This window comes from Ralstonia sp. Ralssp110 (assembly GCF_047325135.1).
GTDB classification, from domain to species: domain Bacteria; phylum Pseudomonadota; class Gammaproteobacteria; order Burkholderiales; family Burkholderiaceae; genus Ralstonia; species Ralstonia mojiangensis.
In genome coordinates, this window is record NZ_CP168610.1 from 1,863,823 (window position 1) to 1,889,434 (window position 25,612).

25 protein-coding genes and 1 pseudogene are annotated in these 25,612 nt (G+C 64.1%); 10 read left to right on the top strand and 16 right to left on the bottom strand.

The genetic code is table 11. The annotated features are described in order from the left end of the window. Positions 1-51: 51 nt before the first annotated feature. Positions 52-1,269, bottom strand: a complete 1,218-nt coding sequence (locus ACEN9T_RS17605) for an MFS transporter (protein ID WP_413706631.1) — start codon at positions 1,267-1,269, stop codon at positions 52-54. 146 nt (positions 1,270-1,415) lie between these two features. Between ACEN9T_RS17605 and ACEN9T_RS17610 the strand changes: the two genes are divergently transcribed. The 4 genes and pseudogenes from ACEN9T_RS17610 (at position 1,416) to ACEN9T_RS17625 (ending at position 4,724) form a co-directional block, all read left to right on the top strand. Further along, positions 1,416-2,360 (top strand): LysR substrate-binding domain-containing protein, encoded by a 945-nt coding sequence (locus ACEN9T_RS17610; protein WP_413706632.1) that lies wholly within the window; start codon positions 1,416-1,418, stop codon positions 2,358-2,360. Between the two features lie 7 nt (positions 2,361-2,367). Next, positions 2,368-2,649, top strand: a pseudogene (locus ACEN9T_RS17615) (DsbA family protein); the annotation flags it as partial. Between the two features lie 3 nt (positions 2,650-2,652). After that, positions 2,653-3,480, top strand: a complete 828-nt coding sequence (locus ACEN9T_RS17620; protein ID WP_413706633.1) for an isocitrate lyase/PEP mutase family protein — start codon at positions 2,653-2,655, stop codon at positions 3,478-3,480. Positions 3,481-3,509: 29 nt separating this feature from the next. Further along, the gene (locus tag ACEN9T_RS17625) at positions 3,510-4,724 is read left to right on the top strand and encodes an MFS transporter (RefSeq protein ID WP_413706634.1); all 1,215 of its coding nucleotides are present in this window, start codon (positions 3,510-3,512) and stop codon (positions 4,722-4,724) included. A 1-nt stretch (position 4,725) separates the two neighbouring features. Here ACEN9T_RS17625 and ACEN9T_RS17630 read toward each other — a convergent pair whose 3' ends face one another. After that, positions 4,726-5,628, bottom strand: coding sequence for a LysR family transcriptional regulator (locus ACEN9T_RS17630; protein ID WP_413706635.1), 903 nt, complete (start codon positions 5,626-5,628; stop codon positions 4,726-4,728). A gap of 109 nt (positions 5,629-5,737) precedes the next feature. On the opposite strand from ACEN9T_RS17630, the gene ACEN9T_RS17635 reads away from it, so the two are divergent. Then, a complete protein-coding gene (locus ACEN9T_RS17635; protein ID WP_413706636.1) occupies positions 5,738-6,619 on the top strand; it encodes an MBL fold metallo-hydrolase in 882 nt (293 codons plus the stop codon). Positions 6,620-6,644: 25 nt separating this feature from the next. Further along, on the top strand, positions 6,645-7,346 hold the full coding sequence (locus tag ACEN9T_RS17640) for a DsbA family protein (RefSeq protein WP_092970467.1): 702 nt from the start codon (positions 6,645-6,647) through the stop codon (positions 7,344-7,346). A gap of 9 nt (positions 7,347-7,355) precedes the next feature. Here the strand turns inward: ACEN9T_RS17640 and thpR are convergent, their stop codons facing one another. The 3 genes from thpR to pcaH all read right to left on the bottom strand — a co-directional run bounded on the left by thpR (position 7,356) and on the right by pcaH (position 9,530). Further along, the gene (gene thpR / locus ACEN9T_RS17645; RefSeq protein WP_413706637.1) at positions 7,356-7,940 is read right to left on the bottom strand and encodes an RNA 2',3'-cyclic phosphodiesterase; all 585 of its coding nucleotides are present in this window, start codon (positions 7,938-7,940) and stop codon (positions 7,356-7,358) included. Between the two features lie 145 nt (positions 7,941-8,085). After that, positions 8,086-8,781 (bottom strand): protocatechuate 3,4-dioxygenase subunit alpha, encoded by a 696-nt coding sequence (pcaG, locus tag ACEN9T_RS17650; RefSeq protein ID WP_413706638.1) that lies wholly within the window; start codon positions 8,779-8,781, stop codon positions 8,086-8,088. Continuing rightward, a complete protein-coding gene (gene pcaH / locus ACEN9T_RS17655; RefSeq protein ID WP_413706639.1) occupies positions 8,781-9,530 on the bottom strand; it encodes a protocatechuate 3,4-dioxygenase subunit beta in 750 nt (249 codons plus the stop codon). Before pcaH ends, pcaG begins: the two co-directional genes overlap by 1 nt. A gap of 102 nt (positions 9,531-9,632) precedes the next feature. On the opposite strand from pcaH, the gene pcaQ reads away from it, so the two are divergent. After that, on the top strand, positions 9,633-10,577 hold the full coding sequence (gene pcaQ / locus ACEN9T_RS17660; RefSeq protein WP_413706640.1) for a pca operon transcription factor PcaQ: 945 nt from the start codon (positions 9,633-9,635) through the stop codon (positions 10,575-10,577). A gap of 63 nt (positions 10,578-10,640) precedes the next feature. On the opposite strand, the gene ACEN9T_RS17665 is transcribed toward pcaQ, so the two are convergent. The 11 genes from ACEN9T_RS17665 to ACEN9T_RS17715 all read right to left on the bottom strand — a co-directional run bounded on the left by ACEN9T_RS17665 (position 10,641) and on the right by ACEN9T_RS17715 (position 22,063). Then, the gene (locus ACEN9T_RS17665; protein ID WP_413706641.1) at positions 10,641-12,029 is read right to left on the bottom strand and encodes an L-cystine transporter; all 1,389 of its coding nucleotides are present in this window, start codon (positions 12,027-12,029) and stop codon (positions 10,641-10,643) included. 294 nt (positions 12,030-12,323) lie between these two features. After that, the gene (locus ACEN9T_RS17670; protein ID WP_092970478.1) at positions 12,324-13,379 is read right to left on the bottom strand and encodes a porin; all 1,056 of its coding nucleotides are present in this window, start codon (positions 13,377-13,379) and stop codon (positions 12,324-12,326) included. Between the two features lie 48 nt (positions 13,380-13,427). Next, complete coding sequence (locus tag ACEN9T_RS17675; RefSeq protein WP_413706642.1) at positions 13,428-13,772, bottom strand: L-rhamnose mutarotase; 345 nt, start codon at positions 13,770-13,772, stop codon at positions 13,428-13,430. 7 nt (positions 13,773-13,779) lie between these two features. Then, positions 13,780-14,556 (bottom strand): SDR family oxidoreductase, encoded by a 777-nt coding sequence (locus ACEN9T_RS17680; protein ID WP_253537466.1) that lies wholly within the window; start codon positions 14,554-14,556, stop codon positions 13,780-13,782. Positions 14,557-14,559: 3 nt separating this feature from the next. After that, positions 14,560-15,441 carry an amidohydrolase family protein gene (locus tag ACEN9T_RS17685; protein ID WP_413708470.1) on the bottom strand — a complete coding sequence of 294 codons (882 nt, stop codon included), beginning with the start codon at positions 15,439-15,441 and terminating at the stop codon, positions 14,560-14,562. A gap of 19 nt (positions 15,442-15,460) precedes the next feature. Then, positions 15,461-16,738, bottom strand: coding sequence for an L-fuconate dehydratase (locus ACEN9T_RS17690; protein WP_413706643.1), 1,278 nt, complete (start codon positions 16,736-16,738; stop codon positions 15,461-15,463). 34 nt (positions 16,739-16,772) lie between these two features. After that, positions 16,773-17,633, bottom strand: coding sequence for an ureidoglycolate lyase (locus tag ACEN9T_RS17695; RefSeq protein ID WP_413706644.1), 861 nt, complete (start codon positions 17,631-17,633; stop codon positions 16,773-16,775). A 36-nt stretch (positions 17,634-17,669) separates the two neighbouring features. Next, positions 17,670-18,419 (bottom strand): SDR family oxidoreductase, encoded by a 750-nt coding sequence (locus ACEN9T_RS17700; RefSeq protein ID WP_092970484.1) that lies wholly within the window; start codon positions 18,417-18,419, stop codon positions 17,670-17,672. A 140-nt stretch (positions 18,420-18,559) separates the two neighbouring features. Next, on the bottom strand, positions 18,560-19,507 hold the full coding sequence (locus tag ACEN9T_RS17705; protein WP_092970486.1) for an ABC transporter substrate-binding protein: 948 nt from the start codon (positions 19,505-19,507) through the stop codon (positions 18,560-18,562). Between the two features lie 35 nt (positions 19,508-19,542). Then, the gene (locus ACEN9T_RS17710) at positions 19,543-20,574 is read right to left on the bottom strand and encodes an ABC transporter permease (protein ID WP_413706645.1); all 1,032 of its coding nucleotides are present in this window, start codon (positions 20,572-20,574) and stop codon (positions 19,543-19,545) included. After that, on the bottom strand, positions 20,567-22,063 hold the full coding sequence (locus ACEN9T_RS17715; RefSeq protein ID WP_413708471.1) for a sugar ABC transporter ATP-binding protein: 1,497 nt from the start codon (positions 22,061-22,063) through the stop codon (positions 20,567-20,569). Before ACEN9T_RS17715 ends, ACEN9T_RS17710 begins: the two co-directional genes overlap by 8 nt. Positions 22,064-22,359: 296 nt before the next feature. Here ACEN9T_RS17715 and ACEN9T_RS17720 point away from each other — a divergent pair, with 296 nt between their 5' ends. The 3 genes from ACEN9T_RS17720 (at position 22,360) to ACEN9T_RS17730 (ending at position 25,612) form a co-directional block, all read left to right on the top strand. Beyond that, on the top strand, positions 22,360-23,067 hold the full coding sequence (locus ACEN9T_RS17720) for a FadR/GntR family transcriptional regulator (RefSeq protein ID WP_092970749.1): 708 nt from the start codon (positions 22,360-22,362) through the stop codon (positions 23,065-23,067). Between the two features lie 405 nt (positions 23,068-23,472). After that, positions 23,473-24,480 (top strand): zinc-binding alcohol dehydrogenase family protein, encoded by a 1,008-nt coding sequence (locus ACEN9T_RS17725; protein WP_092970492.1) that lies wholly within the window; start codon positions 23,473-23,475, stop codon positions 24,478-24,480. Between the two features lie 4 nt (positions 24,481-24,484). Then, positions 24,485-25,612: a mannitol dehydrogenase family protein gene (locus tag ACEN9T_RS17730; protein WP_413706646.1), complete on the top strand. Its 1,128-nt coding sequence runs from the start codon at positions 24,485-24,487 to the stop codon at positions 25,610-25,612.

The following is a 25,612-nucleotide window of genomic DNA, read 5'->3' on the forward strand; positions in this document are numbered from 1 at the left end:
CGGCGCCGGCCGCTGCCAGCGCCCAGGCAATCCATCTTTTCAGCTGTGCGTTCACGCGGGTTGCGCCACCGGCGTGCGCAAGAGCTGGCGATCGTCGATCGGCCAGTGCAGCAGCGCGGCCACCACGCCGAGCGCCATCGCGCCAAACCAGATCGCGTCGTAGGAATGCAGGTGGTCGTACACCACGCCGCCCAACCACACGCCCAGGAACGCGCCGATCTGGTGGCCAAGGAACACGAAGCCGAACAGCGTGCCGATGTAGCGCACCCCGAACACCTGCGACAGCAGCCCGTTTGTCAGCGGCACCGTGCCCAGCCACAACAAGCCCATCACGATGGCAAACGCATACAACGTTGCCGGCGACAGCGGCAGCAGGATGAACAGCGCAATCGCCGCCGTGCGAATCAGGTACAGCAACGACAGCAGATACTTGCGCCGGAACAGCCCGCCCAACGCGCCGCAGTAATACGTGCCGACGATGTTGGCGGCAGCGATCAGCGCGAGCGCGACCATGCCGTGCCGGCCGGTGAGCCCTTTGTCGAGCAGGTACGCCGGCATGTGCGCACCGATAAAGGCGAGCTGGAAGCCGCACGTCAGAAAACCGAGATTCAGCAGCCAGAAACCGCGGTGGGAAAAGGCCTCGCGGATGGCCGAACCCATGCTCTGGTGCGCTTCCTGTGCGGTGGCAGTCGACGTTTTCTCGCGCAGCGGCACGGCGAGCGGTGCGAACATCGCCATGACCACTGCCATGACGAGCAGCGCCGCTACCCAGCCGACCGTGCTCAGCAAGCCCTGTGCTGTCGGCACCATCACGAACTGGCCAACACCGCCCACCGCACCGGCCACGCCCAGCGCCCAGCTGCGCCGCTCAGGCGGCGTCAATCGGCTGATTGCGCCATACACCACGCCGAACGACGTGCCTGACAACCCGAGCCCGATCAGGCCGCCCGCCGACAGCGTGAAGCCCAGCGGCGTACCCGCATGTGCCATCAGCAGCAAACCAAGCGCATAAACCAAGACGCCTGCCACGACCACCTTGGCCGCGCCGTAGCGGTCTGCCAGCATGCCCGCAAATGGCTGTGCCACGCCCCAGATGAGGTTTTGCAACGCGATCGCCAGGCCGAAGGTTTCGCGCGTCCAGCCGTGATCCATTGTGATCGGCACGAGGAAGAGGCCTTGCACGTGGCGGATGCCCAGCGCAAGGCCGATCACCGCCCCGCCGGCCAGCACCGGCAACCATGGCGATTGCGTAAGAGATTTCGATGTCATGCGTTTTTCTCCGATATGACTGACATTCCCGCTTCGCAAGCGTGCCGAATGTGCGTTTGGCTGGAATGTCGCTTGATGGCTTATTAAACTTCGCCATATCCGGGTTCTCAACTGACCTTTGAGAACGCCTTGCATGAGGAAAACGCATGTCGACTCCCCTGGTTAGGTTGGCCTCCCTGGACTTGCTGCGCGGTTTCGTGGCAGTAGGCAGGCGCATGAGCATCACGCTCGCGGCCGATGATCTGTGCCTGACGCAATCCGCTGTAAGCCGGCAGGTGTCGGCGCTGGAAGAAGCGCTGGGTGTGAAGCTGCTGGTGCGCGGCCACCGCTCGATCGCGTTCACGCCTGAGGGTGAACGCCTGTTCCGCAGCGCCGACAGTGCCGTGCAGCAGTTGCAGGACGCCATTGGCGCCATCCGCGTGGCGGCCGAACGCCGGCCGGTGACGATCACGGCCAGCATCGGCGTCACAGGCTTGTGGCTGCTACCGCGCCTGGCGCGCTTCCAATTGCAATACCCCGACATCGACGTGCGCGTGGCCACCAACAACCGCCTCGTCGACCTGAAGAACGAAGGCATCGAGCTTGCCATCCGGTATTGCCCACCGGGCGATGCACCGCCCGGCGCAATCCGGCTGTTTGGGGAGACCGTTGCCCCGGTCGCGCATCCGTCGCTGGGGCTGCGCTCGCTGGATTCCGCCGAGGCGTTTGCCGGCTTGACGCTGCTCGATTTTGACGACCGTGACCTACGCCGCCCCTGGCTCCAGTGGACCGACTGGCTGGCTGCAGCGGGCTGGAGCCACGCCAAACCGCGCACCGTGCTGCGCTTCAACCAGCACGACCAGATCATCCATGCGGCGGTGGCCGGCCAGGGGATCGCGCTCGGGCGCCTGGAACTGATCGCCCCGCTGCTGGCCGACGGCCGCTTGGTCACCGTACCGACCATCGCGCCTGGGGTGCACAACACGCATGCGTACTGGCTGATCCAGTCCGAGCCGAACCCGCGCCGCGATGTGCGCGATGTGGCCGCATGGATCTGCTCGGAAGCTGCAACCCAGGCCACACAGGCGCCGGGCGCATCCGAACTTGCGTGACACGCCGCGCAATTTCGCCCAGGACCGCGACATTTACACGCCCGAGACCGTGGCCGAGGAACTGACGGCGCTCGGCTTGCCTGCCGACGCCATCCTGACGCAGACACAGTCCGGCACCAGCAAGCCCCGCCTGCGCGAGCAAACGCACGCCGCGCAGATTCGTGGCATCTTTGGCGCTCCCATGTTCTTTGTCGGCGACGCGATGTTCTGGGGCAATGACCGCCTGGACGATGCGCTCGCCTGTGCCGCAGCAGTGCAGTCCAACCCCCATTCACTTCACACCGGATAGCCCATGCCGACCCAGATCGAAAAAGCTCACGCCTTCCGCGCGCTGCACGAGCGCAGCGGCACCTTCGTGATCCCCAACCCGTGGGACCCGGGCTCGGCCCGGCTGCTGGCATCGCTTGGCTTTGAAGCATTGACCAGCACCAGCGCAGGCTTCGCGTTCTCGCGCGGGCTGCCTGACTATGGCGTCGGCCGTGACACCATCCTCGCCCACGCGGCCGATCTGGCAGCCGCCACGGAGGTGCCCATGGCTGCCGACCTGGAAAACGGCTTTGGCGATGCGCCGGAAGCCGTCGCCGAGACCATCCGCCTGGCGGGCGCCACCGGCATCGTCGGCGGATCGATTGAAGACGCCACGGGCCGCGCAGATGCGCCGATCTATTCGCTGGAGGCATCGGTGGAACGCGTGCGTGCCGCGGTGGAGGCTGCGCGCGCGTTGCCGTTTCCGTTCACGCTCACCGCGCGCGCCGAAAACCACCTGCACGGCCGCAACGACCTGGCCGACACGATCCGCCGCCTGCAGGCCTTCCAGGACGCCGGCGCCGACGTGCTCTACGCCCCGGGCCTGAAAACGCGCGACGAGATCGCCACCGTGCTGCGCGAGATCGATCGTCCGCTCAATGTGCTGATGGGTTTTGCCGACGGCAACCTGAGCGTGGCGGAACTGACGGAATTGGGCGTCAAGCGCATCAGCGTGGGTGCCACGCTTGCACGCGTGGCCATGGGCGCGTTCCAGCGGGCCGCGGAAGAACTGCGCACCACCGGCACGTTCAACTTTGCGCGCGATGCCGCCAGCGGGGCCAAGCTCAACAGCCTCTTTGCGCCGTTCGCCTGACGCCCGCCGCAAAGCGAAAGCAACGAACCATGGCACCCTCCCCAACCGACGCCCAACCGCCCGGCGGCCTGCGCCAGATTCCCGCCGGCATCTGGGTGCTCGGCTGCGTCAGCCTGCTGATGGACATCGCTTCCGAGATGATCCACAGCCTGCTGCCGCTGTTCATGGTGTCGGTGCTGGGGGCAAGCGCCTTGTCGGTCGGCCTGATCGAGGGCCTGGGTGAGTCGACCGCGCTCATCGTCAAGATCTTCTCTGGCACGCTGAGCGACTACCTCGGCAGGCGCAAGGGCCTGGCGGTCTTCGGCTATGCGCTGGGCGCGCTGTCCAAACCGTTGTTCGCCGTGGCCCCCACGGCGGGCATTGTGCTGACGGCGCGCCTGCTGGACCGCGTCGGCAAGGGCATCCGCGGTGCGCCGCGCGATGCGCTGGTCGCCGACATTGCCCCACCTGCGCTGCGCGGCGCGGCCTTCGGGCTGCGGCAGGCGCTCGATACCGTGGGCGCGTTTCTGGGGCCGCTTCTGGCCGTCGGGCTGATGCTGCTGTGGGCCGATGATTTTCGCGCTGTGTTCTGGGTGGCCGTGGTGCCTGGGCTGTTATCCGTAGCGCTGCTGATGTTTGGCCTGCGCGAGCCCGAGACCCGCAACGGCGCCCGCCGCAACAACCCGATCCGCCGCGACAACCTCCAGCGATTAGATAGCGCGTACTGGTGGGTGGTGATGATCGGCGCGGTCTTCACACTCGCACGCTTCTCCGAAGCCTTCCTGGTCCTGCGTGCACAGCAAGGCGGCATTCCTCTCGCGTTGGTGCCGTTGGTCATGGTGGCGATGAACGTGGTCTATGCGCTGGCGGCGTATCCGTTCGGCAAGCTCTCAGACCGCATGAGCCATACGAAGCTCCTGGCGCTCGGGCTGGTGGTATTGATTGCCGCCGATGTGGTGCTGGGCGTGTCTGCCCATTGGAGCGTGGTCATCGTGGGCGTGGCGTTGTGGGGCGTGCATATGGGCATCACGCAAGGTTTGCTGGCAACCATGGTCGCCGATACTGCACCGGCCGATTTGCGCGGCACCGCTTACGGCATGTTCAACCTGGTGAGCGGGCTGGCGATGTTGGCTGCCAGCGTTCTGGCGGGCTTGTTGTGGGACAAGCTCGGCGCAGCCGCAACGTTCCACGCGGGAGCGGTGTTCTGCGTGCTGGCGTTGGGGCTGCTGGCGATACGAAGGAAGTCTTCCGGGCCGATCACGTGACTCACGTGACGTTCGGCTGCACCTTGAACCAGTCCACCAGAAAATCGAGCATCGCCCGCAGCGCTACCGGCATCTGCCTGCGCGAGCTGTACACGCCATGAATACCCAGCGCCTGGGGCGCGTGCTCAGGCAGCAGGCGCACGAGTTGCCCGCTGGCGATCAGCGGCGCGGCAGCAAACACGGGCTGCAACGCAATGCCCGCGCCCTCTCGTGCCGCTGTCAGCAACACCATCGATTCATTCGCACTCAGATTGCCGCCCACGGGCACGTCGGACGGGGCGCCTGTCTTCGCGTCCGTGAACTTCCACAGGCTTTTGCCGAAGTACGAATATGTCAGGCAGTTGTGAACGGCCAGGTCTTCCACGCGCCGCGGTGTGCCGTGCGCGGCCAGGTACGACGGTGCCGCCACCACGACGGATTCGCACACGCCCAGCGGCCGCGCAATCAGGTTCGGGTCGAGGTCGTTGGTAATACGCACGGCCAGGTCGATGCGCTCTTCCACAAGGTTGATGGTGCGGTTGTCGACCACCAGATCGACCGCCGTTTGCGGATAGCGCCGCAGGTAGGCAGTCACCGCCGCGCTCAAGGTCTGCTGCGCCAGGGATTGCGCGCAGGCAATGCGCAGGAGCCCGCGCGGCATATCGGCTTCGGGGCCATCCGCCACGGCCATCTGTGAAGCGATTTCCAGCATCTGGCGGCAGCGCGCGAGCGTCGCTTCACCGGCCGGCGTCAGGCCGATGCGGCGCGTGGTTCGATGCAGCAGCCGGGCGCCGGACCACGCCTCCATCTGCGCCAGATAACGCGTGACCATCGCCCGCGACATGTCGAGCCCTTCTGCGGCGGCGCTCAGGCTGCCGCGATCGACGATCGCCACAAACACTTCGGCCGACGTGATGCGATCCATATTTGATCGATTGGAGAAACAAATATGCGCATCTTAGGTGGTTTTTTGATCGAATCAAGCAACCTACAGTAGCGGCATCGCACTCACCACATCCAACTGGAGGAACTCGATGCCCCTGCTCCGCACCCTGCTTGCCGCCGCCCTCGCCACCACCAGCCTGATTGCCCACGCTGCCGCACCGACGCCGCTGCACGTTGAGGTCTACAACCCTGGCGACAAGGGCATCTTCCCCGTGTCGTCGGAAATCATCACCGGTGCACACGACGCCATCCTGATCGACGCGCAATTCCAGCGCAGCGACGCGCAAGCGCTCGTGCAGAAACTCAAGGCCAGCGGCAAGACGCTCACCACCGTCTACATCAGCCATAGCGATCCGGATTATTACTTCGGACTGGATGTCATCCGCGCGGCATTCCCGAAAGCGAAAATCGTGGCCACGCCGCAGACGGTGGCTGCCATCAAGGCATCGATGAACGGCAAGCTGGCCTACTGGGGCCCGATCCTGAAAGACAATGCGCCCAAGACGCTCGTGCTGCCCGTGGCGCTGCACGCCGACCGCCTGACGCTGGAGGGCCGCGCCATCGAGATCAAAGGCCTGAACGGCCCGAACCCGGCACGCACGTATCTGTGGATTCCCTCCATCAAAACCGTTGCCGGCGGCGTGGTGGTCTTCAATGGCGATCATGTATGGGTGGCCGACACGCAGACGCGCGAATCGCGCCTGGGCTGGCTGCAGACGCTCGACAGCATCGCGGCGCTCCGGCCGACGACGGTGGTGCCGGGCCACTTCACCGGGGCGATGCCCAAAGGGCTGGAGGCGGTGCGCTTTACGGCGGATTACCTGAAGACCTTCGAGGTACAGGCCGCCAAGGCCGACAATTCGGCAGAGCTGGTCAAGGCGATGAAGATCGCGTATCCGACGCTGGCCGGCGATGCATCGCTGGACTTGAGCGCCAAGGTCATCAAGGGCGAAATGAAGTGGCCGCAGTAAATCGGCCGGTCACCTGGAAAACAACATGACGACGCTGCATTACATCTACGACCCGCTGTGCGGCTGGTGCTACGGCGCCGCGCCGCTCGTGCAAGCCGCGCGAAACGTGCCGGGCTTGTCGATCACCTGCCACGGCGGCGGCATGCTCGCCGGCCCGAACCGCCGCGCGGTAACGCCTCAGTGGCGCGACTACGTGATGCCGCACGACCACCGCATTGCAGAGTTGACTGGCCAGCCCTTTGGCGAGCCCTACTTTGAAGGCCTGCTGCGCGACACCACGGCGGTGATGGATTCGGAGCCGCCCATTACTGCCGTGCTCGCCGCGCAAGCGCTGGGCGGCCGCGGGCTGGACATGCTCCACCGCGTCCAACGTGCGCATTACGAAGAAGGCCGACGCATTGCCGACGTGCCTGTATTACGCGAGTTGGCTGCGGAGATCGGCTTATCGCCCGAAGCATTCGATGCGGAATTCGCGCAGCAAACCGGCGGCCCGACGCAGAAGCACATCGCACAAAGCCGGCAGTGGCTCGATCGTGTTGGCGGTCAGGGTTTTCCGACGTTTGCGCTGGAAGATGCGGAAGGCCAGCTCGGCATCATCGATATCGGCCCGTGGCTTGGTAACCCGGAACACTGGGCACAAGCGCTAACCCAACACATCGGCGCGCCTGCCCAGGCCCCGAAGATCGAAGCTGATGGCCCCGTCTGCGGGCCGGACGGCTGCGCGTGAAGACGGTGCTCAGCCCTTGAGCTGCCAGCGGGCAAGTTCGTCGTAGCGCGTCTTGCCCAGCCAGCTATGGATGAGAACGAACTCGCGCACCGTCCAGGTAATGGGCTCGACCGCCTTCGGCGCAAAGCCTCCGCGGTCATACAGCAGCGTGATGTGCGGCTTGAATGTCCCGCGCGGCACCGGCACGGCGGCATGCTGGAGCGCTTCGCCTAGCGCCGCCTGAAACGCCATCAAACCGGCTACACCTTCATCGCCCAAGAGAACGAACGGCCGATGATCGCGCCGGCCATGAAAGCTCACCACCTGGTTGAAGATGGCATCGAATGCCGGCAAGGCCAGACTGTCCGCCGCTGCGCGCACACGCACTACGACATCCTCAGGCGGCAGATGAACGAAATCGCCCAGATGATGCAGCGTGACATGCAGACGCTCCGTACGCAGCGCCTTGCCTTTGAAACCCACCACCGGCCGCAATTGTTCGATCAGGCGCGCAATGCGCCCTGCAGTTTCGACGTCAGGCTTGACCGCCAGAAACAGGCGATGCGCGGGCAATTGCGGGGTGGCTTCGAATCCGGGAAGGGTCAGCTGGGTCACGGCAGGGTCGTCAAACGCCGGTTGGCGATTTACCCATTATCGACGCCCGCATGACGTCTCGCTGAAAGTCCTGCTGACTGCATCAAAAACAACGCCCGGCGGTGACAACCTGCCGGGCGTTGTTTTTGCAGATGTGATGCAGCGATCAGATATCGAAGAACACGGTCTCGGCGCCGCCATCGGGCGTGTCTTGCAGGCGCACGTCGAAGGTGTAGACCACCTCGCCGTTACGCTCGCTGCGCTGGGCAATCAGCGTCTTGCGGCGCACTTCCCACTCGATGCCGTTCAGCACAGGGTCCGCACCGTTGGCCGCGGCCTCATCGCTGAAGTAGACGCGGGTATGCAGGCCGAGGTTGATGCCGCGTGCAAACAGGATCATGCAGATGTGCGGTGCCTGCGTCGACCCGCTGCGGCCGGCCACCGCGCCCGGCTTGATGGTGTCGAAACGATAGACGCCCGTATCGAAATCCGCGCCGGCGCGGCCCCAGCCACGGAATGCCGGGTCGACGGCTTTGTCCTGCCGGTCAGCGGGATGCGCATATTTGCCGTCGGCGTTGGCTTGCCAGATCTCGATCAGCACATCGCGCACGAGCGAGCCCGAGCCATCGTAGACACGGCCTTCCAGCGCGATGCGTTCGCCGCGCGTGGCGGGCGTGGTCAGTACGCTGCCGAATTCCTTGTCGTAGATGTCGAAACCGGCTTGGCGCGGTGCAAGGCCGATGTGCACGTACGGGCCGCCCGTCTGCGAAGCGGTTTCGTTGAAATGTGCGAATGGCGGCGTTGTCGTCATGGCCGTTGCCTGGGCACGTTCGAGCGATTCACGCAATGTGGTCGTGGTCATCACTTGGCTCCTTGCAGGGCGGGCACGGCGTTCTCGAAATGCGTGGCACGGCGGCCACGCAGCGTAATGTCGAAGCGATAGCAACGGCTATCGAGCGGCACGTGGTTTGCCGTGTCGTGCAGCGCGATCAGGCCTCGCACCTGCTCTTCGCTCGGGATGGTCTTGATGATGGGACACTGCGCGATCATCGGGTCGCCCTCGAAGTACATCTGCGTGATCAGGCGCTGGGCCCAGCCATCGCCGGAGAGCGAGTAATGGATGTGCGACGGGCGCCAATCGTTGATGCGATTGCGCCACGGATACGGGCCCGGCTTGATGGTGCGATAGACGTAGTAGCCGTTGGCGTCCGTCAGCATGCGGCCGCAGCCGCCAAAGTTCGGGTCGATCGGCGCGATGTACTGGTCTTTCTTGTGGCGATAGCGGCCGCCGGCGTTGGCCTGCCACACCTCCACCAGCGCGTTCGGCACGGGGCGGCCGAACTCGTCGCGCACGTAGCCGTGGACGATGATGCGCTCGCCGATCGGCAAGCCTTCCTTGGCGTAGTTGAGGATGAGGTCGTTGTCGAGTGCGCCGAGATCGTCGGCATGGAACACCGGTGCGGTCGTTTCCGACAGCGTGTTGAGCGTGGAGATGAGCGCGTTGCGCGGCGAGCGCAGCACGCTGGTCTTGTAGCCGGGGGTCAGTGCGGGCGGATGCTGCGCGTTGTCACGCTGGGCGAATTCGCCGGTGCCGGAAAGCGGCAGGGTCATGGGGCGTCTCCTTATGAAACTTATGAAATCGTGGGAAGACTGTATCGCCGCCAAAAAGTGAAGTAAATTGACTTCTCGTCGGAAAATCGATAACCCCAAGTTATGGAAAGAGTCTTCTCGGCCGACCTGCCATCCCGCATCCGGTTTCGCCATCTGAGCTGCTTTGTCGCCATCGCGCAGGAGCGCAACCTGCGGCGTGCCGCCGAGCGGCTGCATTTGAGCCAGCCGGCGGTATCGAAAACGCTGGGCGAACTGGAAGCGCTGGCCGGCGTGCAACTCGTGGAGCGTGGCCGCCAAGGCGCACGGCTCACCGCTGCCGGCGAGCAATTCCTGCGGCATGCAGTCGGCGTGACGCAGGCGCTGGAATCGGCCACAGCGGCGCTGATGGGATCGACGGACGCTTCCGCGCCGGTCGTACATGTGGGCGCCCTGCCGACGGTGGCCAGCAGCCTGCTGCCCCAGGCAATTGCCCATTTGCACGCGCAGCGCCCGCATGCCGGCGTGCGGTTGCGTACCGGCACCAATGTCGAGCTGCTGACCGCGCTCAAGGCCGGCGAACTCGATTTCATCGTCGGGCGCATGGCCGAGCCGGATCGCATGCAGGGGCTGTCGTTCGAGTTGCTGTATGCCGAGCCGCTGGCGCTGGTCGTGCGCCCTGGGCATCCGCTGCTGACGCAGCCGGGTGCATCCGCCTCGCTGCAGGCGGTGCTGGATTACCCGTTGGTGATCGCCACGCCGGGCACGGTGCCGCGCCATCACACCGAAGCGCTGTTCCAGACGCACGGGCTGCGCTTGCCGGCGGGCGTGACGGAAACGCTCTCGGTGTCCGTCGCACGGTTGCTGGCGTGCCGATCCGATGCTGTGTGGATCACCCCCGAGCGCGCGGCGGGCGACGACCTGATGCATGGTCAACTCGCCCGGCTGGACATCGTCACGTCGGGCACCAAGGAGCCCGTCGGCCTGCTGCGCAGAAGCGCCGCCACGCCCAGCGAACTGGCCAGCGCGTTCATGGAACTGCTGACGGAGCTGGCACAGACGCCTGACTGAGCCGCCTCGCCCCAAAAAAAAATGCCGACCCCATGGCCGGCATTTTTTATTTCGGTGCGCAGATCAGCGGTGTGCCATCTCCACGTCATCGGCAGCGTCGAAGACACTGCGATCGGTCTGCCCCAGCAACTGGCTGGTGATCGTCCCGGCGGTCATCGAGCCGTTGACGTTGAGCGCGGTACGGCCCATGTCGATCAGCGGTTCGATGGAGATCAGCAGTGCCACGAGCGTCACCGGCAAGCCCATCGCCGGCAGCACGATCAACGCTGCAAACGTGGCGCCGCCGCCCACACCCGCCACGCCCACCGAACTGAGGGTGACGACCGCCACGAGCGTTGCAATCCACACAGGATCGAACGGGTTGATGCCCACGGTGGGCGCCACCATCACTGCCAGCATGGCGGGATACAAGCCCGCGCAGCCGTTCTGGCCAATGGTCGTGCCAAACGATGCGGCGAAGCTGGCGATCGACTCCGGCACGCCGATGCGCCGCGTCTGCGCCTCGATGCTCAACGGAATGGTGGCCGCACTCGACCGGCTCGTGAACGCGAACGACAGCGCCGGCCAGACCTTACGGAAGAAGCGAAGCGGATTGATGCCGTTGAGCGTGAGCAGCACGGCATGCACGCCGAACATGATCGCCAGACCAAGGTAAGACGCGACCACGAAACCGCCTAGCTTGACGATGTCCTGCACGTTGGACACGGCCACTACGTTCGTCATCAGCGCCAGCACGCCGTAAGGGGTCAGGCGAATGACGAGCCGCACGAGCTTCATCACCCAGGCCTGCGCGGTGTCAATGGCGGTCAGCACGCGCTCGCCCTTCACCGCATCATCCTTGAGCAGATTCAACGCGGCCACGCCCAGGAACGCCGCAAAGATCACCACGCCGATGATGGACGTCGGCTTGGCACCGGTCAGCTCGGCAAACGGGTTCTTCGGAATGAAGGACTGCACCAGCTGCGGCACCGACAGGTCGGCCACCTTGCCGACGTAGTTGTCCTGGATGGCAGTCAGCCGCGCGGTTTCCTGGGCGCCTTGCACCAGTCCCTCGGCTGTCAGCCCAAACAGGTGGGTGACGAACACCCCGACCAGCGCGGAGATCAGCGTCGTAAGCAGCAGCGTGCCGATCGTCAGCACGCTGATCTTGCCCAGCGACGCCGTGCTGTTGAGCTTGGCCACCGAGTTCAACACCGAGACCAGCACGAGCGGCATGACGATCATTTGCAGCAGCTGGATATAGCCGCCGCCAACGATGCTGAACCAGGAGATCGACTGCTTGAGCGTCGCGTTGTCCTCCCCATAGATCAGGTGCAGCGCCAGCCCGAACACGATGCCCAGCACCATGCCCAGCAGCACACGCTTGGCCAGGCTCCAGCTCGCGTTCACGCGACCCAGAGCGAACAGGAGGACGACGAAAGTCGCGATATTCAATAAGAGCGGGAGATTCATGGCGTTTGTGTCGCAAGCTGCGGTCGAAATCGAGTCGGCATCTTACGCCGGTTGCACAAAGGTTGCCCGAGCACGGACCGCGTCACAAATGCCGGCCAATCTGCCGCCAAGCTAGCAACGGCGTGGCTCTGTTGCCAGATCGTGTTCGTGCGCCGTGACGAAGAACGCGCCTGTATCAGTGCTCGCCGCACAGCATTTCCCGGCGCGAAAGTGGCTTTCCGAGAAGAAAAAAAACCCGCACAAGTGCGGGCTGACAAGGAGCCGAGCGATCAGGAGGTCACGCTCAGTCAGAAGTTAGAACGAGTGAACGATACCGGTGTAGGCACCCAGTTGGTTCTTACCCGGCGCCGGATTGTTGTTGGTCGCCTCCACCGAGAAATTGGCGGTGGCGCTGTTCTGCACCGTACCCACGCTCGCGTACAGCATCGTGCGCTTGGACAGGTTGTAATTCGCGCCGGCCATGAACAAGTTCGCGTTGCCGCCACCATGGTTCACGTTGACGCGGTAGGCCGCGCCGATCAGCGTCAGCGCCGGCGTGACTTCGTAGTTGATGCCCAGCCAGTAATGATTGGCCTTGGTCGGGGCGCCCGCTGCCGCATCCGGAGCCGACAGGTTTTCATACGCGGCAAACAGCTTCGCCTTGCCGATGGTGTACGTACCGCCGATCGTCGCTTCCTTCGAGAAGTTGAAGATGTCGCTGAACTTGCCGTTGCCGTCGCGGATCACGTCGTAGATCGCGCGCACTTCCAGCGGGCCGGCCGTGTAGACAGCGGATACGCCATCGCGACGGCTGTTCGTGAACGAACCCGGTTGTTCGCCCAGGCCGGTCTGCAGGCCGATCTGGAAGCCGCCCCAGGTGGGGCTTTGATATTCGACGATGTTGTTCGCGCCCGGCCAGTTGCGCCCGCGCACCAGCGTGGCCGAGCCGATGAACTGTTGGCCCGTCGGGTCCAGGAACCAGACGTCGTTGCTGATGAAGAGGTTCTTGCCGGCCGTCAACGTGCCCCAGGTCGGGCTGGACAGGCCGACGTACGAACGACGGTTGAAGAGCGCATCGCCGTTGGTTTTGCCCTGGGCTGCGCCGAAGCCGGATTCGAGCCGGAAGACCGCCTGCAGGCCACCGCCCAGATCCTCCTTGCCCATGAACCCGAACATGCTCGTGCCCCACTGGTTGTCGGCGGCGCGCCAGAGGCTGCCACCCGGCGAGGTCGCGGTGGGGGCGACGTTGTTCTGGTAGTCGATGCCGCTGGCGACGCGGCCGTACAGCGTGACGTTGGTTTGTGCATGTGCGGCGCCAGCGGCCGCGCACACGATTGCCGCGCACAGCGGCCAAGTTACTCGTTTCTTCATTGTCTTCTCCTCTCTCTGGTGTCATGCCGGCCACGGCCGGAATTGCTTCTACTGCGGTTGCTGCTGCAAATCGAAAATGCGGCTCATCGGCATCCACTTCTGCCCCGCGGGCGTCCAGGGGGTGGGCGCCTGAAACTGCCACATCAGCGCTTCCCATTCGCGGATCTTCGGGTCCGTGTCGGTGGCAAGCGCCATGCGCTCGGCGTCGTAGATGGCGTCGTCGGTCTCCATGAGCATCACCATGCGGGTGCCCAGTCGATAGATCTCCATGCCCGTCACGCCGTGCTCGCGCAGGTGCCGCGCGACTTCTGGCCAGATGCGTTGATGGTGGGCTTCGTACGTGGCGATGAGCGCCGCGTCGTCTTTCAGATCCAGAGCGAGGCAGTAGCGCATGGCAACCTCAGGTCAGAGCACGGTCGAGGTGCGTGTAGCCACCGTCGACAAACACCCACTGGCCCGTCGTGTGCGAGGCCTGTGCAGAGAGCAGGAAGACCGTGGTACTGGCAATCTCGTCGGCGGTGGTCATGCGCTGGCCGAGCGGAATCTTCGATGTAATCGCGGCGAGCTTGGCGTCGGGGTTGTCGAACGTGGCGATCCAGCGTTCATACAGCGGCGTCAGCACCTCGGCCGGAATGACCGCATTGACACGCACGCCATCCGGCGCCAGCGATGCCGCCCATTCCCGAGTGAGCGACAGCTGTGCACCCTTCGCGGCGGTGTACCCGCTCGTATTGCCTTGCCCCGTCAACGCCGTTTTCGACGAGATATTGACGATGGCCCCTCGGCTCGCTTTCAGGTGCGGCAGGCACAGATGTGCCATGACGTAGTAATGGATCAGGTTCTTCTCAAGCGAGCGCACGAAGGCGTCGCGGCCCGCATCCAACCCCACGCTGTCGTTGATGCCGGCGTTGTTGACGAGGCCATCGATATGTCCGAACTCGCGCACGGTTTCGTCCACCATGCCGCGGCAATCGACCTCATCTTCCAGGTCGAACTGGAAGAAACGTGCCTTCGGCTGGCGACGCATTAGCTCGGCCTCGAACGCAGGCGCCATCGGGCTCTTGCCACAGATGACGGGAATGGCCCCTTCGGCCGCCAGTTGCAGCGAGATGGCTGCGCCAATGCCGGCTGCGCCGCCCGTGACGATTACGACTTTGTCTTGCAGATGCAAATCCATGGTTCAAGCCTTGAGTTGCAGGTTGTAGCAGCGGGCGGCGGTACCACCCCAGAGATTGGCGCGTTCGGTGGTGCTCAGTCGCTCTTCGGCCCAGACATGCAGCACGTCGTACACCGTGCCGTACGACGCCGCCAATTGGCACACCGGCCAATCCGACCCAAACATCACGCGGTTGGGACCGAAGACATCGAGTGCAACGTCAAGGCATTGGCGCGCGTGCTGAACGTCGCGCACGGTCACGCCCTTTCGCCAGTCGGCTTCGGTCAGCAGGCCGGAGAGCTTGCAGGAGACGTGCGGCATGTCCTTGAGCGGCGCAAGTGTGGCCCGCCAGCGTGCAAGGGCTTGCGCGTCACGCTCGAACGCTTCAAGCGGTGGCTTGCCGAGGTGGTCCAGCACCAACAAGTGACGATCGTGCCGGCCGCAGAAATCCACAGCGGGCTCCAGTTGGTGACCGAACACCAGCACGTCGTACGTGTAGCCCCAGAGTTGCAGCAACGCGACGCCCTGCTCGAATGCCGGGTTCGACAAAAATGCGGCAACGTCCGGCTCGTCCTGCACGGTGTGCCGGAAGCCAACCAGCTTGTGCTCGCCGCTCCGGGCTTCAAGGCGGGCCTCAAGATCGGCGGCATGCAGGTCTTCCCAGCCGACCACGCCGACAATCCAGTCGTGCTCGGCAGCGAGGCCGAGCAGAAAATCCGTCTCCTCCCGCACACCGCGCGCCTGCACGGCAATCGCAGCGTCCAGGCGTTGTGCGCGCAGCTCTGGCAGCAGGTCGGCAGGCAGACGGTCTTCGGCCAGGGCTTCCATGCCGGGGCCGATCCATGAATACGCCCCGGGTTGATAGCGCCAGAAATGCTGGTGCGCGTCTATTCGTGGCACGGGCAGCGCAGGGTCCGTCATCGCATCAGCCCCGGAAGCGGTATTGCTCAAGCGATGCCGGCTTCATCGTGATGGAGAAACCCGGTGCCTGCGGCGGAAGATAGGCCGCATTGCGCACCACGCACGGATCGACAAAGTGCTCGTGCAGGTGGTCGACATACTCGACAACACGCCCTTCGCGCGTCCCTGACACGCAGATGTAGTCGATCATCGACAGATGCTGCACGTACTCGCACAGGCCCACACCGCCGGCATGCGGGCACACCGGCAAGCCGTACTTGGCGGCCAGCAGCAACACGGCCAGGATCTCGTTCACACCGCCCAGCCGGCACGCGTCGATCTGCACGACATCGATGGCGCCGCGCATGATGAACTGCTTGAAGAGAATGCGGTTCTGGCACATCTCGCCGGTCGCCACCTTGACGGGGGCAACCGCTTCGCGCACCGCGCGGTGCCCTTCCACGTCGTCCGGGCTGGTCGGCTCTTCAATGAACCACGGCTTGGCGAAACCGAGTTCGCGCACCCAGTCAATGGCCTCCTTGACCTCCCAGACCTGGTTGGCATCGATCATCAACTCGCGGTCCGGCCCAAGCACTTCGCGTGCGATCGAGACCCGGCGAATATCGTCCTTCAGATCACGCCCCACCTTGAGCTTGATATGGCGGAAACCGCTGTCGACGGCCTCGCGGCAGAGGCGGCGCAGCTTGTCATCGTCGTAGCCGAGCCAGCCGGCGGACGTGGTGTAGCACGGGTAGCCTTCCTGCTCCAGCGTGCGGATGCGCTCGGCCTTGCCCGGCGCTTGCTTGCGCAGCAGTTCAAGCGCTTCTTCGGGCGTGATGCCGTCCGTGATGTAGCGGAAGTCGATGCAGCGCACGAACTCTTCGGGCGTGAGATCGGCCACCAGGCGCCAGAGCGGCTTGCCTTCGGCCTTGGCCCACAGATCCCAGGCAGCATTCACGACGGCGCCCGTCGCCAGATGAATGGCGCCCTTGTCCGGGCCGATCCAGCGCAACTGGCTGTCCGACGTGACATGGCGCCAGAAGCGGCCCATGTCTTCACGAATCCAGTCGAGGTCGAGCCCTTCCACCAGATGACACATCGCCTCGATGGCGGCGCAGCACACCTCGTTGCCGCGCCCGATGGTGAAGGTCAGGCCATGGCCTTCCAGGCCCGGCTGGTCAGTCTCGAGGATCACGTAGGCCGCGGAGTAATCCGGGTCCGGATTCATCGCGTCGGAGCCGTCGAGATGCTGGGAAGTCGGAAAGCGCACGTCCAGCACGCGCAGGGATCGGATGATGGTCATGAGTATCGTGTTCGGGATTGCGGAATGCGTGCCTTCAGCCTTGCGCGTTCACCGTGCGCTGGCGCTGCTCGCCCAGACCCTCGATGCCCAGGCGCATCGTCTGGCCGGCGCGCAGATAGACCGGCGGCTTCTGCCCCAGCCCCACGCCCGGCGGCGTGCCGGTGGAAATCACATCGCCAGGTTGCAGGCTCATGAAGCGGCTCAGATAGCTCACCAGATGCGCCACGCCAAACACCATGGTCGACGTCGATCCGTTCTGGTAGCGATGTCCATCCACCTCCAGCCACAGATGCAGCGCCTGCGGGTTGGGCACTTCGTCTGCGGTGACAAGCCACGGGCCGATGGGGCCAAAGGTGTCGCAGCCCTTGCCCTTGTCCCACGTGCCGCCGCGCTCGAGCTGGTATTCGCGCTCCGACACATCGTTGATGACGCAGTAGCCCGCCACGTGCGCGAGCGCATCCGCCTCGCTGATGTATCGGCCGCCCTTGCCGATCACCACACCAAGCTCGACCTCCCAATCGGTCTTGACCGAGCCGCGCGGAATTTCCACATCATCATTGGGGCCGCAGATGGCGCTGGTCCATTTGCCGAAGACGACCGGCTCGGCCGGCACTTCGGCACCCGTCTCAGCGGCGTGGTCGGAATAGTTCAGCCCGATGCAGATGAACTTGCCGACGTTGCCCACGCAGGCACCCAAGCGCAGGCCCGCTTGCGGCGTGCCATCGACGATGGGCAGTCGGCTGATGTCCAGCGTGCGCAGGTGAGCGAGGCTCTCGGGCAGCAGCGCCGCGCCGCCAATGTCGTCAATCACGGCTGACAGGTCGCGCACTTGCCCTTGCGCATCGAGCAGGCCGGGCTTTTCCTGGCCCTTGGGGCCGTAGCGGAGGAGTTTCATCGTGTTGTCTTTGTGGACTGCAATCAATCAAACCAATCAGTTGGACCAGCCGCCGTCGATCACGCAGCAGGTACCGGTCGTGAAGCGGGACTCATCCGAAGCCAGGTAGGTCGCCAGCGCGGCAATCTCGTCTGCCGTGCCGACGCGACCCATCGGCTGGCGCGCAACGAAGGCCGCACGGATGGTGTCAATCGACACGCTCTGTTCCTGCGCCTGCGCGGCAATGCGCTGCTCGAGCGATGGAGACTCCACCGTGCCCGGGCAGATGGCGTTGCAGCGGATGCCGCGCGCCACAAAGTCGGCGGCAATGGCCTTGGTCATGCCAATGACGGCAGCCTTGGTCGTGCCATACACGAAGCGGTTCGGCACGCCCTTCACGCTTGATGCGGCGGAGGCCATGTTGATGATCGATGCGCCGCCGTTGTCCAGCATCTTCGGCAACAGCGCACGCGTCAGGCGGTACATCGACGTCACGTTGAGCTGCCACGAGAACGCCCAGTCGTCTTCCGAACATTCGAGGATGCTGCCGGGGTGCACGAAGCCCGCGCAGTTGAACAGCGCATCGAACGCGGCTTCTTCGCGCGCAAGGACGGCAACGGCATTGGCGTCCGTCACGTCCAGGCGCAAGGTGCGGACACCGGCGGTCTCTGCCAGCGTGGCCAACGCCTCTGCGTTGATATCGGTGGCGAGCACCTGCGCGCCCTCTCTTGCAAACATCATCGCGCTGGCCCGGCCAATACCCTGCCCGGCCGCCGTCACGAGGATGCGTTTTCCTTGGAGTCTCATTGCGTCTGCGTTCCGGGGCGGACCACGTTGGCGGTGGCCCATTCCGGCAATGGAGTTAAAACACTGCGCCGTTCAGGAAAGGGATTCAGCCGGCATGGCGGCGAACGACGCTCCGCCACGCCCCTTGTTGCGATGATTCGTCAGTACAGAACGTTCTTGGCCTCGGGCGAATCCAGGTTCTGCTTGTTGACCATCATCACGCCCGTATCGACCTGCTTCTGCACGGGCTTCTTCTCGATCACGCTGACGACCGTCTCGATGCCCTTGTAGCCCATCTGGTACGAGCTTTGGACGGCAATTGCGCGAATCGTGCCGTCGCGCACGAAGCCCTGCAGATCCTGGTTGCCGTCAAAGCCGATGGCCGCCACCTTGCCGCTCTTTCCCGACTGCTGCAGCGCGCGCCCCATCCCGACCGCCGTCGGTTCGTTCGCACCGAAAATGCCCTTCAGATCAGGATTGGCGGCCAGCACATCCGTCGTCTGGTTCAGCGCCGTAGCCATTTGCGATTGCGAGTAGAACGGCCCAACGATCTGCAGCTTCGAGTGCGCCTCGATGTATTTCTTGAAGCCGCCCACTCGGCCGATTTCAGACCCCGCGCCCGGCACATAAGACATGATCGCGATCTTGCCAGTCTGGCCCACGGCCTCGATCATCGCCTTCGCGCACAACTCCCCCGCCTTCGCGTTATCCGTCGACAGGAACGACTGGTAATACTGCTTGCCGGAGTCGGACACCATCGAGTCGATCAGCACCACCGGAATGTGGGCTTCCCAAGCCTTCTTCATCGCCGGTACCAGCGCATCCGGGTCCGACGGTGCGAGGACAATGCCTGCGACATGCCGGTTCACGGCGTTCTCGACCATGTTCACTTCGTCGGCAATGGCCGATTCTGCTGCGGGCCCCTGGAAGGTCATCGTGTAGCCCTTCGCGTTGCCCATGGCGGCTGTCGCGCCTTTCTGAACGTTCTGCCAGTAGTTGGAATTTGCCGATTTCACGATCACGGCAATTTCACCGCCTGCCGCCTGCGCATAAGCAGAGAACAGTGCACACGTTGCTGCAACCACCGCCAGTACGGAAAACTTCTTCATGTCTCACTCCTTGGTTTTGGTTTGAACTGCTCGACTCACAACTTGCGGTTTCTGAGCTGATCGATCCAGACGGTGCCAAGGATGACCACGCCGATGATGATCTGCTGGATAAAACTCGATACGCCGTTCATGTTGAGCCCGTTGCGCAACACCCCGATCACGAACGCGCCAATGGCCGTGCCCGAGACCGTTCCGACACCGCCCATCAGCGACGTCCCGCCGATCACGGCACTGGCAATCGCATCAAGCTCGTACATCACGCCTTCGTTCGGCTGCGCCGTCACCAGGCGAGACATCAGCACGCACCCGGTCATGCCGGCCAGCAAGCCCGACAGCACATACGTGAACAGCTTCACGCCCTGCACGTTCACGCCGGACAGGCGCGCCGCCTCGGCGTTCGAGCCGACTGCATAGATGTGGCGACCCAAGGACGTGCGCGAGAGCAGCACCGAGACTGCGATGAACAGCACAAGCATGATCACCACCGGGTAAGGAATACCGGGGAAAACCGTGTCCGGAAAGCCGTCTGCCCCGATGTGCGAGATGCGGAACAGTGCGCCGTTGCCGAGTTCGCCAAACGCGTCCCCCAGGCCCGAGACAGGGCGGGCGCCCGTGATCTGCAGGGCCAGACCGCGCGCGACCAGCATCATGCCCAGCGTGGCAATGAACGGCGGCAGGCCCATCCGCGTGATGCAGATACCGTTGACCCATCCGCACATGGCACCGACGGCCACGCCGGCCAGCATGCCAATCGGCACCGGTACACCCATCTTCACAAGCAACGCGGCCACGACGCCGGAAAGCGCCAGCACTGAGCCCACCGACAGATCGATGCCGCCGGTGATGATCACGCACGTGGCGGCCACGCCCAGGTAGGCAATCGACGTGACTTGCAGCGCGACGGTCATGAAGTTGCCGACCGAAAAGAACGCTGCGCTGGTGGTGGAAAACGCAATCACAAGCGCCACGAGGCTACCGAGCGCCGCAAACTTCTGGATCAAATCCCGATGGTGTTGCTTGCGCTGCGTTTTCACGGCCTGCGGCTGATCTGATGTCATTTCAAGCATGTGTTCGTCCTGATGCGTAATGCAGAATTTCTTCCTGGTTTGTCTTCCGTGTTTCCAGGACTGCGGTAATGCGGCCTTCGTGAAAGACGGCAATTCGATCTGTCATGCCCAGCAGTTCCGGCAGCTCCGAGCTGATCAGCACGACTCCGACACCGTCCGCGGCGAGTTCGTCCATCAGCCCATAAATCGCGTACTTGGCGCCGACGTCGATGCCCCGCGTCGGTTCATCGAAAAACAGGATGCGCGAACCGCGATACAGCCATTTGCCGATCACGATCTTCTGTTGATTGCCACCCGAGAGATTGCGCACGGTCTGCCCGACGGACGGCGTGCGGATGTTCAGCTCGCGCACGTAGCGCTGCGCCACGGCGGTCTCTTCGGAAAAGCGCAGGAAGCCATGCGATGAAATCGCGCGCACGTTGGGCAGGGTGATGTTGACGGCCACCGGCATCGAGAGCGCCAGACCGTCCTTTTTTCTGTCTTCCGACAGGTAGGCAATGCCTTGGCGGATAGCCTCGCGCGGTGAACGGATCGTGACCGGCGTATCGCCCAGCACGATCGACCCGGAATCGAGCCGCTCCGCACCGAAAATGGCGCGCGCCACCTCCGTGCGGCCCGCGCCCATCAAGCCTGCAAACCCGAGAATCTCGCCCTTGCGCAGCTCGAACGACACCGGCCCGAAGACACCCGCGCGGCTCAGTGCGTTCACGCGCAACAAGACTTCGTCGGTGGGCACCGATTTGCGTGCGGGGAACACATCGTCCAGCGAGCGGCCGACCATTCGCGCGACGATCTCGTTGACACTGGTGGAAGCGAAATCGCTCGTGGCGATATGGCGGCCGTCACGGAGCACCGTCACGCGATCGACGATCTCGGCCATCTCGTCAAGACGATGCGAGATGTAGAGAATCGCCACGCCATCGGCGCGCAACTCCTTGATGATGCGGAACAGCTGAACGGTTTCGGATTCCGTGAGCGAAGATGTGGGCTCGTCCATGATCAGCACACGCGCATTGAGCGAGAGCGCCTTGGCAATCTCCACCATCTGCTGCTGCGCGATCGATAGCGCGCTGACCAGCGTGGTCGGCTCGACGGCCAGACCGATCCGCTGCAGATAGCTCCGTGCGTTGGTGTTGAGCTTGCGGTAATCGATGAACGGGCCGCGCTTGGGCTCGCGTGCCAGGAAGATGTTCTCTGCCACCGACAGATGCGGCACGAGATTCAGCTCCTGATGGATGATCGCAATGCCGGCCGCCTGGGCCTCGGATGTCGACGCAAACCGCACCGCCTCACCCCGGTACGAGATGACGCCATCGTCTGCGGTGTACTGGCCGCTGATAATCTTCATCAGGGTGGATTTGCCGGCACCGTTTTCGCCGCAGACGGCATGGACCTCGCCCACGCGCAGATCCAGATCCACGCCATCCAGCGCAACAACGCCGGGAAAGCGCTTGCCGATGCGCTGCAAGCAGAGAATCTCTTGCGGCATCGACGATCTGGAGCTGCTTACGTGCGTAGGCACGGCATCAGCACTGCTCATCGTGGTCTCCGTTGTGTTGCGAGGCTCTGATCTTCCGCTCGGCGCACTGGTAAGTCCAGTTCGGATCGATTCGAATAAGCCAAGCATTTTTTGGTCAAGCCAATATCACTTACAACACACCTGCCTGACCACTAGTGCAAACCCTGAACTGTTGCTGACACCAGTCTAGACAACGGCTGGCGGTGCCCATGCTAGACTCGAAACACACCTATGCGCGACAACACGCGCGCCAAAAAACACACACGATGAAGCAGACAGAGCCAAAGCGGCTTTACCAATCTGTAGCCGCGCAGATTCTCGCGCTGATCCAACAGGAAAAGCTCGGACCGGGCACACGCTTGCCTCCCGAGCGCGAACTGGCGCAGACGCTGGGCGTATCGCGCCCGTCGTTGCGCGAGGCGTTGATCGCCCTGGAGATTGGCGGCCAGGTTGAGATCCGCATGGGTTCTGGGGTGTACGTGCAAGACGCAAGCGCGGCGAGCGAGAGTGCGGCCATTCCGTCGCTGGGCGAAAGCCCCTCCGAACTGATGCAGGCCCGGGCCGTTCTTGAAGGCGACGTGATCACGCTCGCCACGGGGCGCCTGACGGCAGCCACGCTCGACAAGCTCCAGCGCACCATCGACCGCATGAAGAAACTCGCATCGGGGGGGAAGTCACCCACCGACGCCGACCGCCAGTTCCACATGCTGATTGCAGAGACCGCCGGCAATTCGGTCCTCAGCCGATTCGTGGCCGAGCTGTTCGATAGTCGCCATGACCCGCTGGCCATGGCCATCCGCGACCATGCGGAGGGCGAATCAAGCTGGCATGCGGCCGTGCATGAGCACGAAGAGATTCTCAAGGCGCTGCAGGCGGGCGACCCCATCGCGGCGCAAACCGCCATGCGGGCGCACTTGAAAGCGTCCGAAGAGCGCTGGATTGCGGGCGCCATTCAGCAAGACAGCGCGCAGTAACGGCCCTCACCGCATGCGCGGCTCCCCGCGGCCGCGCGGTCCTTCCCCGGCACCCACGCCGCTCCCGCCCCAATGCGGCCTGACCAAATTTCGGGCCGTCTCGCCTTGACCCCTTGAAAACAAGGGATTTCCTGCCCTCAGGGTTTCCCCCATCAAGGAATTTCCCGCAAGATGTTAAATTGGTCTGACCAATAGGTGAGGCCTGTTTGGCATGACCAGTTGCTGTAGACGAAGGCTGTCTCCTTCAACTTGGTGCAGTACACGCGCGCAATCAAACCTCACCGCATCCACTCAAGGAGACCGGAAGGTGACCCACTGTTTGCCATCGCCACGCGCCCATACACAACTTCTCCAACGGCTCCGTCACGCGGAGACTGGCGACGCCGCTTCTGCCGGAGCCGCATCATGCTGACGGTCGTTTGCGAAACACCAGGCACCCTGCTCGCGCTCGACCGCCCGGTCCCCACCCCTGCAGAGGGCGAGGTGCTGCTGCGCGTCAAACGCGTTGGTGTGTGCGGGACCGATCTGCACATCTTCACGGGCAATCAGCCTTACCTCAATTACCCGCGCGTGATGGGGCATGAGCTGTCGGGCATCGTCGAACAGGCGCCGGCCGGCAGCACGCTGGCCAAGGGCGACGTGGTCTACGTGATGCCCTACCTGTCATGCGGACACTGCGTCGCGTGCCGCCAGGGCCGGACAAACTGCTGCGTCAATATCCAGGTGCTGGGGGTGCATCGCGACGGGGCGTTCACTGAATACCTGAGCGTGCCGCAAGCCTTCGTGCACAGGGCGGACGGCGTGAGTTTGGATCAAGCTGCGATGGTGGAATTTCTGGCCATTGGCGCCCACGCGGTGCGTCGTGCACAGGTGCGAGCCGGGCAGCGCGTGCTGGTGGTAGGCGCTGGCCCTATCGGCATGGCCGCCATGATCTTTGCCAAACTGCGCGGCGCGGTGGTCACGGCGCTGGACTCCCGTGCAGATCGCCTCGCCTTTGCAGTGGAGCAACTTGGTGTGGATGCCAGCGTTGCACTGGGCGATACCGACGAAGTACAACTCGCCGCGCTTACAGGCAACGAGTTTTACGACGTCGTCTTCGATGCCACGGGCAATCCGAAAGCCATGGAGCGCGGCTTGCGTTTCGTGGCGCATGCCGGCACCTATGTGCTGATCTCTGTGGTAGCGGCGAACATCTCGTTCTCCGATCCGGAATTCCACAAACGCGAGACCACGCTGCTCGCCAGCCGCAACGCCACCACGGAAGATTTTGAGACTGTGCTCGACGCCATGCGCGCGGGCAAGATTCCGGCCGCGCTGAACACCCACCGCATGGCGCTGGCAGACGTGCCCGAGCACTTCAAGACACTGCTCGACCCCGCCGCTGGCGTGGTGAAAGCCATCGTGGAGTGCTGAGCGCATGACCGAGCCGATCCTCCAGTTCGGCACAAGCCGCTTCCTGCAGGCGCACGTCGACTTGTTCGTGTCGGAAGCGCTCGATGCGGGGCAAGCGCTGGGTGGGATAACCGTCGTTCAGACCACATCCAACCCCGCCAGCGCAGCGCGTGTGGCGGCGCTGGCAGGCGGTGAGGGTTATCCGGTGCGCATTCGCGGTTTGCAAGACGGCGCACCCATTGATCAGACCGTCACGTGCTGCGCTGTGCAACGCGCCCTTCAGGCCGAGGCCGACTGGGAACAGCTGCGCGAGCTCATGGCAAGAGACGTGCAGGTGGTGATTTCCAACACGGCCGACCAGGGCTACCAGCTCGACCCGCGCGATGATGCCAGCTTGATCAAGCAGCCATCGCGCGTGCCACACAGCTTCCCCGCCAAACTGGTGGCGCTGCTGCTCGGCCGCTGGCTGCGGCAGCCGCAGGCACCGCTGTCGCTGTTTCCGTGCGAACTGATCGAGCGCAACGGCGACACGCTCTGCGAGACGGTCTGCACGCTGGCACAGCAATGGGCACTGCCCGCCGCGTTCGTCGATTGGCTGCGCACGCATTGCATCTGGGCGAATTCGCTCGTAGACCGCATCGTCTCCGAGGCATTGCACCCCGTGGGCGCCGTGGCAGAACCGTACGCGCTGTGGGCCATCGAGCGCCGGCCCGGGCTGGTGCTGCCATGCACGCATCCGGCCATCGTGCTGACGGATGAGCTGGATCATCACGAGCGGCTCAAGCTCTTTCTGCTCAACGCGGGCCACACCTTTCTGGCCGAGCGTTGGCGCGAAGATGCGCATCCCGCCGATCTGACCGTCGTGCAGGCCATGGAAGACCCGCGCCTGCGGCCGGAGCTGGAAGCCCTGTGGCGCGACGAGATCGTTCCTGTATTCGCCGCCCTGCACAAGCGCGAGGCCGCCGAGGCCTATCTCGTCTTGCTGCGAGAACGGCTGTTGAACCCTTACCTTGCCCACCGCCTCGCCGACATCGCGCAGAACCACGCGCAGAAGAAGCAGCGGCGCCTGGCGCCCATCGTCGCGCTGACGCGGCAATTGGGCTTGCACCTCGCCCAGCCGCGCCTGAACGCCGCGCTGGCCAATCCGAATTGA